This is a genomic window from Rothia sp. HMSC061E04 (genome assembly GCF_001813685.1).
GTDB classification, from domain to species: Bacteria; Actinomycetota; Actinomycetes; order Actinomycetales; family Micrococcaceae; genus Rothia; species Rothia mucilaginosa.
Genome location: NZ_KV813703.1, coordinates 126,745 through 138,631, shown reverse-complemented (window position 1 = coordinate 138,631; position 11,887 = coordinate 126,745). Strand labels below are relative to the sequence as shown.

General features: G+C 57.1%; 12 protein-coding genes. 5 read left to right on the top strand and 7 right to left on the bottom strand.

The features are described 5' to 3' along the window. Positions 1-2 precede the first annotated feature (2 nt). The 4 genes from HMPREF2927_RS09270 (at position 3) to HMPREF2927_RS05760 (ending at position 3,662) form a co-directional block, all read left to right on the top strand. A complete protein-coding gene (locus HMPREF2927_RS09270; protein ID WP_070686346.1) occupies positions 3-1,235 on the top strand; it encodes a Wzz/FepE/Etk N-terminal domain-containing protein in 1,233 nt (410 codons plus the stop codon). A gap of 202 nt (positions 1,236-1,437) precedes the next feature. Continuing rightward, positions 1,438-1,920 carry a PssD/Cps14F family polysaccharide biosynthesis glycosyltransferase gene (gene pssD, locus HMPREF2927_RS05770; RefSeq protein ID WP_070686344.1) on the top strand — a complete coding sequence of 161 codons (483 nt, stop codon included), beginning with the start codon at positions 1,438-1,440 and terminating at the stop codon, positions 1,918-1,920. Between the two features lie 276 nt (positions 1,921-2,196). Then, positions 2,197-2,907 carry a glycosyltransferase gene (locus HMPREF2927_RS05765; protein ID WP_070686342.1) on the top strand — a complete coding sequence of 237 codons (711 nt, stop codon included), beginning with the start codon at positions 2,197-2,199 and terminating at the stop codon, positions 2,905-2,907. A gap of 257 nt (positions 2,908-3,164) precedes the next feature. Continuing rightward, complete coding sequence (locus HMPREF2927_RS05760) at positions 3,165-3,662, top strand: DUF2505 domain-containing protein (protein WP_070686339.1); 498 nt, start codon at positions 3,165-3,167, stop codon at positions 3,660-3,662. Positions 3,663-3,807: 145 nt separating this feature from the next. Here the strand turns inward: HMPREF2927_RS05760 and HMPREF2927_RS05755 are convergent, their stop codons facing one another. The 7 genes from HMPREF2927_RS05755 to rfbB form a co-directional block, all read right to left on the bottom strand. Then, positions 3,808-4,305, bottom strand: coding sequence for an FAD synthase family protein (locus tag HMPREF2927_RS05755; protein WP_070686337.1), 498 nt, complete (start codon positions 4,303-4,305; stop codon positions 3,808-3,810). Positions 4,306-4,832: 527 nt separating this feature from the next. Next, positions 4,833-5,303 carry a Fe-S cluster assembly sulfur transfer protein SufU gene (gene sufU, locus HMPREF2927_RS05750; RefSeq protein WP_070686334.1) on the bottom strand — a complete coding sequence of 157 codons (471 nt, stop codon included), beginning with the start codon at positions 5,301-5,303 and terminating at the stop codon, positions 4,833-4,835. 64 nt (positions 5,304-5,367) lie between these two features. Continuing rightward, positions 5,368-6,666 (bottom strand): aminotransferase class V-fold PLP-dependent enzyme, encoded by a 1,299-nt coding sequence (locus HMPREF2927_RS05745; protein ID WP_070686332.1) that lies wholly within the window; start codon positions 6,664-6,666, stop codon positions 5,368-5,370. A 188-nt stretch (positions 6,667-6,854) separates the two neighbouring features. Next, on the bottom strand, positions 6,855-7,442 hold the full coding sequence (pth, locus tag HMPREF2927_RS05740; protein WP_070686330.1) for an aminoacyl-tRNA hydrolase: 588 nt from the start codon (positions 7,440-7,442) through the stop codon (positions 6,855-6,857). Between the two features lie 146 nt (positions 7,443-7,588). Beyond that, positions 7,589-8,248 carry a 50S ribosomal protein L25/general stress protein Ctc gene (locus tag HMPREF2927_RS05735; RefSeq protein WP_012904012.1) on the bottom strand — a complete coding sequence of 220 codons (660 nt, stop codon included), beginning with the start codon at positions 8,246-8,248 and terminating at the stop codon, positions 7,589-7,591. A gap of 243 nt (positions 8,249-8,491) precedes the next feature. Beyond that, a complete protein-coding gene (rfbD, locus tag HMPREF2927_RS05730; protein WP_070686328.1) occupies positions 8,492-9,916 on the bottom strand; it encodes a dTDP-4-dehydrorhamnose reductase in 1,425 nt (474 codons plus the stop codon). Beyond that, complete coding sequence (gene rfbB, locus HMPREF2927_RS05725) at positions 9,916-10,914, bottom strand: dTDP-glucose 4,6-dehydratase (protein WP_070686326.1); 999 nt, start codon at positions 10,912-10,914, stop codon at positions 9,916-9,918. The genes rfbD and rfbB overlap by 1 nt, the downstream gene beginning before the upstream one ends. A 74-nt stretch (positions 10,915-10,988) precedes the next feature. On the opposite strand from rfbB, the gene rfbA reads away from it, so the two are divergent. Further along, a complete protein-coding gene (gene rfbA / locus HMPREF2927_RS05720; RefSeq protein WP_070686324.1) occupies positions 10,989-11,849 on the top strand; it encodes a glucose-1-phosphate thymidylyltransferase RfbA in 861 nt (286 codons plus the stop codon). The last annotated feature ends 38 nt before the right edge of the window (positions 11,850-11,887 follow it).

The following is an 11,887-nucleotide window of genomic DNA, read 5'->3' as shown; positions in this document are numbered from 1 at the left end:
TCATGGATAACACCTCTCATACCTCCTCGGTTACCCTTGGCAGCCAGGTACGTCGCATTTTCCGACACCGTCTGCTAATTCTGCTGTCGGTCGTGGTTTTCGCTGTGGCGGGTGCCGCCTACGGCTACATGACCAATAGCAAGTACACTTCTAAGGCTTCGCTGATTGTTTACCCGCTGGTGGTTGATCCCGCCGGTACCGGTAGCGCTAACTCCGCGAAGGTGGATATTGCTACCGAGTCTCGCGTTGCTTCCTCTCGTGAGGTTGCGCAGAACGCCGCGAAGTCTCTGATTGCTAATGGCGATACCCTCTCTGAGGCTCAGCTGACCAGCCGCCTGATGAACTCCGTCAAGGTGACCGGTACCTCCCAGACTGCGGTGCTGGATATTGATGTAACCCGCCCCAACGGCGCTGAAGCTGCACGTTACGCTAACGCTATGGCAAACGCGTACCTGCAGGTTCGTTCCGAGTCTCTGAAGAGCAGCGTTGATTCTGCTCTGCACCAGATTGATGAGCAGATTTCTGCTCTCGAGGGTGATAACGGCCGTGCGGGTCTGCTTTCTCAGCTGCAGGAGCGTCGCGCCCAGATCCAGCTGACTTCCACCACCGGTGGCCGCGTGATAAGCGAGGCTCAGGTTCCTGCTTCTTCCTCGGCTCTTGGCCCGGTAAAGATGGCTATTGTTGGTGCTGTTGCCGGTCTGCTGATTGGTGCTGTACTGGCTTACGGCCGTGACCGCACCATGCGTCACGTTGGATACGCTGACCGTCTGGAAGATGCTGGTATCCCGGTTCACGAGCTGGGTTCCTCTTCTGAAGCGAATGACGCGTTCATGCTGCTGCGCACCATTGGCGTTCCCGATGGCGATGTGAAGAGTGCTGGTGCATCCGGCATTGTCATTCTGCCCGGTACTGACCGCAGCGTTGAGAACCTGTACCAGATGCTGCAGCGTGTTCTGCCCACCGAGTACGCACGTTTCACCGATTACGCTTCGGTCCGTGACGCTCTGACCCGTCACACTCCCGAGTCGCTGGTTGAGAAAAGCGAGACTCCTCTGGTGATTAGCCTGAGCACCGCTACTCCCCTGTCAACCCAGCTGCGTTTCGTTCAGGCTGGCGGCGTGGCTCTGGTTCCGGTGACTGCGGCTACTTCTCTGCAACAGGTTCGCGAGCTTTTCGCTCAGCTGGATCAGCTTGAGGGCGTGAACGCTCTGGCTGTTTTCCTGGACCGCGAATAACTGGACCGCGCGTAATCGGGGTCTATTGATGGATGCCTCGCCTCTGTGCGGGTTCATCCTTCGTCCTTGAGTGTAGGGTCGGTAACGCCTGTTGAGGCGGATCTGTTGTAGCAGGTCTGTTGATGTAGGCGTTGCTGGACCCGTCAGCTCACCCTTATCTTCTCTTCTTACTTTTCTCTTGTATGGGCTTTAGGAGAACACTATGACTGAGGCAATTTCCTCTCAGGCACCGAAGAAGAAGCTTCTGCTGGTTTCTAGCAGTGGCGGACATTTGAAGCATCTGACGGCTACTTCTGCTGCGTGGCAGGATTATGACCGCGTGTGGGTTAGCTTTAAGCAGCCCGATGTTGAATCTTCTCTGGCTAATGAGAAGACCTATTGGGCTTATTACCCGACCACTCGAAATATTAAGAACGCTATTCGTAATCTGTTCTTGGCATTTCGTATTTTTCCAAAGGAACGTCCGGATGCGGTTGTTTCTGCCGGCGCCGGTGTTGCCGTTCCTTTCTTTGTGGCGGCTAAACTCTTTGGCGTAAAGACTCTTTATATTGAGTGTTTTGACCGCCCGACTCTGCCGACGATGACCGGCAAGATGCTGTACACCTTTGCTGATCGAATTATTGTTCAGAGCGAGGAACAGCAGGAGAATTTCCCTGATTCTCGTGTGATTCATCCCATTTTCTAAGAGTGATGAATTTATCCTGGAAATAGCGTCCTCGCGTGTGCTGAGGGCATTATTTTCAGGGTATAGTATTTATTAATACATACAGATACCATAAGTCGTGCGCTCCACTGTGGACTCACCATCCAAGCGAACTAACCACTCGCCAGAGAAGCGTATGCGGAGATTACTCACCATTTTCTCCGGCACGACGCCGCCGCGTATACCAATGATACCCTCCGGATTTTTGCGTCAGGTATACGGGGTTACTACCGATAAATACATAGAGAGGAATAGGCTATGTCTATTCAGAACTTCCCCCGCGTCAGCGTTGATACTTCCAAGTTCGACCTGCCCGTATTTACCCCTGCCGTCGCGCCCGTTCGTATTCCTACTAAGACTTACGATTTGGTGGTATCCCTCGGCACCGACGTTCACACTTTTGATCGTCTCCTGCGTTGGGTTGAGGCTTATCTTGAGGCTCACCCCGAGGTCACCTGCCTCGTGCAGCATGGCCACACTGCGCCCATTAAGCACGCAGACAACCTTAAGCTTCTTCCCGCCTCCGAACTACTGGACTACTATGCAACCGCACGCGTAGTACTGGTTCAGGGCGGTCCCGGATCCATCCAGGATGCACGCCGTACCGGCGCTCTGCCCCTGGCTGTTCCGCGCCGCGCAGAGTTCGACGAGGTCGTTGACAACCACCAGGTCCCCTTCACCGCTCTGATGGAGAAGCGCGGTCACGCTGTTGTTGTTGAAAGCCGCGAAGACCTCTTCGACAAGCTGGATTTTGCTCTGGCGAACCCCTCTCTGTTCCGCACCGCTGAGCCCTACATCTCCACCCCGGAGATTTCTGCAGCGCAGCTGGGCGAGGAACTGCAGAATCTGCTCGCTGGCAAGACCCACCGCAAGGATTCCTTCTGGGGTCGCCTGAAGCAGGCTGCTCGCGCACACCGTGCGGGTAAGGCTGAGATGGCTCGCATCGACGCGATGGCTCCTAGCACCTAACCAGCGTCTAAAAGCTTTAGCTTTCTAAACCCAGCATCCTTAGTGATGCGTTGTGGGAGCCACTCGGAGGTGTTTCCCGCATTTTTAGACCGGCATGCGAATCCTCCACCCCCCTGTGAGAGGCTGCGGACATTTTCCCTTGTTCACGGCATATTCTCAGGTGGATTCGCGTCTTTACATTGGTTGCGAAACCCCGCGCACCGTATCCTTAGAAGGGATAATGCGCGGGGTTTTCGCGCACTACGAAAGGAACAATTATGGCAGTTCAGGAATCGACCGTTATCAACGCAAGCGTTGAGCAGGTTATCGAGGCGTTCTCTAACGAGGATTTCGCACGCTTCGTATGCTCCGAGGTTGGCGTGGAGTTCGGTAGCTTCTCCGTTTCCGGTGACACCTCCGCTGAGTTCACCGCAACCACTGAGCGTACCGTGCCCGCTGAGCGCGTGCCGGACATCGCTCGTAAGTTCGTCGGCAACGGCGTTGCTATGACCCAGGTGGACACCGTAAGCGCACCGGCTGCTGACGGATCCCGCACCGTTTCCACTGAGGTCAAGGTCAACGGCGTGCCCGTGTCCGCTCAGGCTACTCAGAAGCTGACCCCCGAGGGTGAGCAGACCCGCCTGGACGTCAACGGTGAAGTCTCCTGCTCCATCCCGCTGGTGGGCAAGAAGATTGCAGCCGCTGCTGAGCCGCAGGTTGGCCGTGTGCTGAAGGTTCTGGGCTCCTCCGCTGAGAAGTGGCTGGCACAGCGCTAAAGCTTATGAGACGCTCACCTTTGAGGTGTAGCTGATATACCGCCAATATGTAGAAGATCCCCGCCGTAAGTACTTACGGCGGGGATCTTCTTTGTGTCTTTATGAGTCTTATGAGCTCTAACGCACCTACGAGGGTGTAGGAGCGTTAGGAAGCGACGATCGCCTCGGAGTATTCGCGCTCACCGAGCAGTTCAGCGAAGCGGCGCATCTCTACGCGCAGGTCGTGTTCTGCTTCGAGCAGGTCAACGACCTTGCGCAGCTTGGTGCTGGAGGTGTGCTCGGTGTAGGGGAAGTAGTGTACTTCCACGCCGACCTCTGCAAAGCGTGCCTCCAGGGCGTTGCCCTTTTCGGTGCCCTTCCAGTCGTCGCCCTTGAAGAAGACGTTGAAGGGCTTCTGCTTCCAGGTTTCGAGCTTGTCGGGGGTGGTTTCGACGTGCACTTCGTCCACGTAGTCGATGTGGCTGACGATGGCGGCACGCTCTTCGATGGGGATGACGGGGCGGCGGCCCTTGGTCACTTCCAGAACGTCATCGTGCACGACACCTGCAATGAGGTAGTCGCAGTTTTCCTTAGCCTTGCGGAGAATCTCGAGGTGGCCGTAGTGGAAAAGGTCGTAAGCGCCTGCGGCGTAGCCAATAATCATGGGGCTTCCTTGTGGTTGGTAGCGGCGATGGTTATTCCGGTGTGGTTGAAGTACCGGAAGGGGTGAGAAATATAACCGATATCTGTAGTGAAAGCACGAGAATTAGCGAAGAATGTTCAGCACTGAGAAAATATTCTCTCTAAGCTGTTTTTCTTCTCGCTATCACATGAGAATATGCGGGTCCGAAAAGAGTTTCTCGAGGGTGCTGGTTGGGCGCCCTTCGTCCTTTTATTTTACCAGTCACCTTTTTGAAGGAAAAAGGGAAAGATATAAATATGAGGCGGATACAGTGTAGTATCCGCCTCATATTTTCATCATATTGATTTATATCAATGAAATCTTATATCAAAAAAGAGTAGGGTGTAGATCCTCGACTCGAGTCTCATTCGATGCTCACGGCTAAAAATTCATCGAAAAACATTACACATCCATGCAATATATTGTCGATGGTTCCATTAGATATTTTCGATTGGCGTTCAAGTATTGGCTACTTACCGAACAACCCGGCCTACCCTCTCGGCAAAGAATTAGCTCTTTGCGGATGCTTCCTTAGTAGCTTCCTCAACCGCAACCCACGAAAGCATCGCGCACTTCACGCGCGCCATGAACTTCGAAACGCCTGAGAAAGCCGCCATATCGCCGTACTCCTCTTCGTCCAGGGTCACCTTACCGCGCGAGCGCAGCATCTCGCGGAACACATCCACGTGGCTCTGCAGCTCGGAGGTGGTCATCCCGGGAGCCATTTCAGAGAGCACGGAGGCGGCAGCCATGGAGATGGAGCAACCGTCGCCTTCCCAGGAGATTGACTCGATGGTCTTCTCGCCGTCTTTCAGCTCGTCAGAGAGCACCACGCGCAGGTTGATTTCGTCGCCGCAGGTGGGGTTGTACTGGTGGTTATCGGCACTTGCATGGCCGGCGGGTACCTCTACGAGGTGCTCGCCGCTGCGCTGCTTAGAATGCTCCAGAATAATTTCCTGGTACAGGGATTCAAGAGACACGGTGATCTTCTTCCGTCAGTTGGTATGCTGAAAAATTGGGGCGTTAGCTTCTAACGCGTCTGCTTTAAAAGCCGAAGTAGGGGCGTACCTCGGCGAGTGCCTTCAGGAAAGCGTCCACATCTTCGGTGGTGTTGTAGATGTAGGTGGAGGCACGGGTCGACGCGGTCACGCCGGCGTAGCGGTGCAGCGGCTGGGCACAGTGGTGACCCACGCGCACGGCGATGCCCTGGGTGTCGAGCAGCTGACCTACATCGTGCGGGTGCACGCCCTCGATGGCGAGGGATACCAGGCCGGCACGTTTGGTGGGGTCGGTGGGACCGAGCAGGCGCACACCGTCAATCTTCTGAACTCCCTCAACCAGGCGGGCGCTCAGTTCGTGTTCCCACGCCTCGACGTTCTCCGTCCCCAGGTGCTGCAGGTAGCGCACAGCAGCGGCGAAAGCGACTGCCTGCGAGACGCGCTGGGTACCTGCCTCAAACTTGATGGGGGCGGGCATGTACTCGGCGTCCTGCAGACCCACGCGGGTAATCATGGAGCCACCGGTCAGGAAGGGCGGCAGAGCCTCGAGCAGTTCAGCACGGCCGTAGAGGGCGCCGATACCGGTGGGGGCCAGCATCTTGTGGCCGGAGAATGCAGCAAAGTCGACATCCATGGCGTGGAAGTCTACGGGCATGTGCGGTACGGACTGGCAGGCGTCCAGTACGACGAGCGCGCCGTGCTTGCGCGCCATGGCGACCATGCGGGGCACATCGGTAATCGCACCGGTCACGTTCGAGACGTGGGTGAACGCCACGATGCGGGTCTTCTCGTTGATGATGCTCTCGGCTGCCGCGTAGTCGAGCTGACCGTCCTCGGTGGAGGGGATGTGGCGCAGAATTGCGCCGGTACGCTGGGCAAGAATCTGCCAGGGAATTAGGTTCGCGTGGTGCTCAATCTCCGTGGTGACGATTTCATCGCCGGGCTTCAGCGCGAAACGCTCTGCGGCGGGACCGCCGATGCCCTGGGAGGAGTTGCCGATGGAGTAGGCAACCAGGTTCAGTGCCTCGGTTGCGTTGGAGGTCCACACGATTTCTTCGTCAGTGGCACCGACGAAGTTCGCGACGGTGATGCGCGCATCCTCAAACAGGTCGGTTGCTTCGACCGCGAGGGTGTGGGCGCCGCGGTGTACGGCGGAGTTAGCGTGCAGGTAGAAGTCGCGTTCTGCGTCGAGAACCTGAAGGGGTTTCTGGCTGGTCGCCCCCGAATCCAGGTAGACCAAGGGGTGCCCGTTGACCTCAGTGTTGAGGATCGGGAAGTCCTGGCGAAGCTGGCGTACGATCTCGTCGCTCAGCGGGGTGTTGGCGGGGGTGGAGTATTCAGCCACGGGTACCTTCTTCTCTCGCTCATACGCTCCACGGGTCGGGTATTTTCCTGTCGTGGAGCGTATAACGTCATTCTTTTCTAGCTTATTCCCTCACCGGGCTCTTGCATAGTTAGGTAGAGCCTAGTTCACGCATCGGCCCGCATCATGCGTCACCCCAGTTCCGCATTTACCCGGCACAGGTCATAGGGCTAGGAGCCTGCTCCGTGGTAGCGCTGCTGGGTTGCCAGCAGGCCTTCCTTCACGAGCATCATGGTTGCATCCGCTGCGTTTGAGATGAGGAAGGGCAGGTCCTTCGCTTCGGTGCTGCTGAAGGGCTTGAGCACGAAGTCTGCGGTGTCCATGCGTCCGGGAGGACGACCGATGCCGGTGCGTACACGGTAGTAGTCCTTGGTGCCCAGCACCTTGGTGATATCGCGCAGACCGTTATGGCCGCCCTCTCCCCCACCAATCTTGAGCTTAATGGTGTCGAAGGGGATATCGAGTTCATCGTGCACAACGATGATGTGGTCGGGGTCGATGCCGTAGAACTTGGCAACGGCACTGACCGGGCCGCCGGAGGTGTTCATGTAGCCGAGGGACTTCATGAGGATGACCTTGGGCCCGCCAAAGCCAAGGCGCCCCTCCACCACAACCGCGGAGGCCTTGGAGTGCTTCTTGAAGCTGCCGCCAACTTCCTTGGCGAGCTCGTCCAGAACCATCTGACCAATATTGTGGCGGGTTTTAGCGTAGTTGGGGCCGGGGTTTCCTAGACCAACAATGAGCCACGCATCAGACATATCTTCGCCCTTTCCACGGCGCTGTAAAAGGTTTTTAGAAAATTCATGGACTACACCATTCTATGAGTATGGCCCGCTACCACCTCAGAAGAGAGGTAGCGGCGGGCCATCCACAAATCATTGTTGCGCTAGGCGCAGGGCGCGGTCTAGTGCTTTGAGTTATCTGAGTCGTGAGCTTCGCCAGCCTGATCTGATTCCTCGGAAGCTTCAACGATGTCACCCTCGGGTGCGTTTTCGCCTTCTTCACCGGGCTCGGGAACGTCGAGTTCCTCGGGCTCAGAAACGTTAACGATCAGCAGTTCAGCGTCTGCAACCAGGGTTACGCCTGAGGGCAGTTCAACGTCTGATGCCAGAACGTGAGCGCCAGCTTCGCGGCCTTCGATGCTCACGGTCAAAGCTTCGGGTGCCTTCAGTGCGTCAGCTTCAACCAGAAGAACGGTTTCTTCCTGGTTAGCAACGGCGCCAACAGCAGGCTCGCCTTCAACGTGTACAGGAACCTCAATCTCAACGCGCTCGCCGCGCTTAACGGTCAGCAGGTCGATGTGCTGCAGTTCAGGGCGGATTGCGTGACGCTGGATGTCCTTGATCATTGCGAGGTGTGATTCACCTTCGATGTCGAGGTCGAGGATAGCGTTGGGGACGCGGGCAGCCAGGGTGGTTGCGTGGCCGGGGAGTACTACGTGCTTGGGCTCTTCGCCGTGGCCGTAGATGACGGCGGGGATGTCGCCTGCCATGCGGATGCGGCGCGCGTAGCCCTTGCCGAAGTCGCTACGTACGGTAGCTGAAATTTTGATGGTATCTGACATGAGTTGTCCACCCTTTCTTGGTTAGAAGTTATGCGCCAAGTGGAATAGGGACTGGCGCCAGAAATCTCTTTCCAACCAGCCACCGTCAGTTACGGACCTACACGTTTCGTGTATTCCACCGCCTTGGCCAAGACAATATTGTACAGGTTCCCGGCTCTTCTTCAAGGGCCGGGAACCTGTGATATGGCGCTTTTCACGCCTTTTATGCTGTTGTCAGCAGATATAGGGCCAAATCCTAGAGGATTAGGAGCCCATTTCTGCAAGGTAGGCGGCGAGCGCCTCGCGGTGATCGCGCGGGGTGAAGCCTGCAGCAATCAGCTTGGACAGGTCCATTGCCGAGTTCGTCGGACGGTGAGCGAAGAGCTCAGCGTTGGCGAAGTATTCCTCGCTGGTGGTGTCGCTCACTCGTGCCGGGTCGTGGCCGGTGCCCTCGTACACTGCACGAGCGAACTGTGCCCAGTTGATGACTTCACCGGTGTTCGACACGTTGTAAGTGCCGTATTCAGCGCCGGAAAAGAGCAGGTGCAGGGCTGCTGCTGCCAGGTCCTGGGTGAAGGTCGGGCGGCCCCACTGGTCGGCGACCACGGAGGGGTCGATACCTCGCTCAGCCAGGGATGCCATGGTGCCAACGAAGTTCTTGCCAGCGCCAACAACCCAGCTGGTGCGCAGGGTGTAGTGCTTACGCCATGCGGTAGCGGCAACCTCACCGGCAGCCTTGGACGCGCCGTAGACGCTCAGCGGTGCCAGGGGGTAATCCTCCGGGTATTCCTCGCCCAGGGGCAGGGATCCGTCAAAGACGTAGTCGGTGGATACGTGAACCAGCGGCAGGTTAGCTTCTTCACAGATGGAGGCAAGAGCGCTCACGCCCAGGGCGTTAGTTGCCCAGGCGTCGCGGCGACCCTCGGGGGTTTCTGCCTGATCCACTGCGGTGTATGCTGCAGCGTTGATGACCGCGCGGAAGGAGCGCCAGCGGAATGCGTCGCGCCACTGCTCGGGCTTGCCCAGGTCGAGGCGGTCGCGATCCACAGCCAGGAAGGGTACGTTCTGCTCGGTGAGCTGGCGAACCAGCTCGGTGCCGAGCTGACCGCCCGCGCCAATGATCAGGATCGGGTCGGCTTCCAGGGGCTTGATCTCGTTCAGACGCGGATGGTTACGGTCCTTCTCGGAGAGCTCTGCCTTCGCCAGGTCGATGGGCCAGTCGATTGCGACGGTCTCATCGGCAAGGTTCAGGAAGCTGTAGCCGGATACTGCGTCCGCCGACCAGTGGTCGTTCACCAGGTAGGTGTAGGCGGTGTTCTCTTCCAGGGTCTGGAAGGAGTTACCCACGCCGCGGGGCACGAAGATTGCGGTGTCCGGGCCCAGCTCCACGGTGACGACCTTGCCGAAGGATTCGCCGGCACGCAGGTCAACCCACGCGCCGAAGATACGGCCGGTCGCGACAGAAACGTACTTATCCCACGGCTCGGCGTGGATACCGCGGGTGGTACCTACCGAAGCGTTGAACGAGATGTTGTTCTGGACGGGATTGAAGTCGGGCAGACCGGCTGCGACCATCTTCTCGCGCTGCCAGTTTTCCTTGAACCAGCCGCGGTTATCACCGTGAACCGGCAGGTCAATGATGAGCAGGCCGGGAATCTCGGTTTCAGTAACCTTCAATTCCTTGGTCATTACTGGCCAGCCTTTGCGTACTTCGCCTCAACCTCAGCCTTCAGGGGCTCCCACCAGCCGCGGTTCTCGGTGTACCACTTAATGGTGTCGGCAAGACCGGACTCAAAGTCGGTAAACTTCGGCTCCCAGCCGAGCTCTGCACGCAGGCGGCTACCGTCGATTGCGTAGCGTAGGTCGTGACCGGGGCGGTCAACCACGTGCTCGAAGTCGTTCTCGTCCTTGCCCATCAGGCGCAGGATGGTGCGCAGAACGATGATGTTGTTCTCTTCGCCGTCTGCACCGATGAGGTAGGTTTCACCAATCTTGCCCTGCTCCAGGATGCGCAGCACAGCAGAAGAGTGGTCGGATGCGTGAATCCAGTCACGAACGTTCAGGCCCTCGCCGTACAGCTTCGGGGTCAGACCCGAGAGGATGTTAGTAATCTGGCGGGGGATGAACTTCTCGATGTGCTGGTAGGGGCCGTAGTTGTTGGAGCAGTTAGAGATGGTTGCTTCAATACCGAAGGAGCGGACCCATGCGCGCACGAGCAGGTCGGAGCCTGCCTTAGTGGAGGAGTAAGGGGAAGAGGGGTTGTAGGGGGTGGTTTCGGTAAACTTTGCCGGATTGTCCAGCTCGAGGTCGCCGAAGACCTCGTCGGTGGAGATGTGGTGGTAGCGAGTGCCGTGCTTACGGACTGCTTCCAGGAGGCTGAAAGTACCGATGAGGTTAGTGTGAATGAACGGTTCAGGGTTGGACAGGGAGTTGTCGTTGTGCGATTCCGCAGCGTAGTGGACAACAGCGTCTGCCTTGCCGACCAGTTCGTCAGCCAGCTCGCGGTCGGCGATGTCGCCTACGATGAGCTTGAAGCGGGATTCAGGAAGACCCTCCAAAGACGCAGCGTTTGCGGCGTAGGTCATCTTATCCAGCACAGTAATAGTATGATCAGTGTTATCGATGAGGTGGTGAACAAAGTTCGAACCAATAAAACCAGCACCGCCGGTAACAAGAATGTGAGCCATACGGTATATTTTACCTGCCTAAATAGCAATTTTTATGCCTCAACGAAGAGATAAACATGACACAATAAGAAGTTATGAAGGGAATTATTCTTGCCGGCGGCACCGGAAGCCGTTTGCACCCTATCACTCAGGGTATTAGCAAGCAGCTCACTCCGGTCTATGACAAGCCGATGATTTACTACCCGCTGTCCACTCTCATGCTGGCGGGTATCCGCGATATTTTGATTATTACCACCCCTACCGATCAGGAGCAGTTCCAGCGACTGCTCGGTGACGGTTCCCGTTTCGGTATTAATCTCGAATACAAGGTGCAGCCTTCTCCGGATGGCCTGGCACAGGCATTCATTCTCGGTGCCGACTTTATTGGCAACGACCCTGTAGCACTCGTGCTCGGTGACAACATCTTCTACGGCCCCGGCCTGGGCACTCAGCTTGCCACCTACGAGCAGAAGGACGGCGCGACCGTCTTTGCTTACCAGGTTGCTGATCCTCGCGCCTACGGTGTGGTGGAGTTCGATGAGGACTTCAATGCACTGTCCATTGAGGAGAAGCCTGAAAACCCCAAGAGCGACTACGCTATTCCGGGCCTGTACTTCTACGACTCGAAGGTTGTAGAGTATGCACGTCAGATCAAGCCTTCCCCGCGCGGTGAGTTGGAAATCACTGACCTCAACCGCGTCTACCTGGAACAGGGTAAACTGAAGGTTGAGGTTCTGCCTCGTGGTACCGCGTGGCTCGACACCGGGACCTTTGATTCACTCGCTGACGCCACTAACTTCATCCGCACTGTTCAGAGCCGTCAGGGCCTGTCAGTTGGTTGCCCGGAGGAAATTGCATGGCGCCACGGTTGGCTTTCCGATGAGCAGTTGCGCGACATTGCTACCCCCCTCGTCAAGAGTGGTTACGGTAGCTACCTGCTCGGATTGCTCCGCTAATAAACACCAGGGGATCTTCGCATCCCTTCACCGCCTGC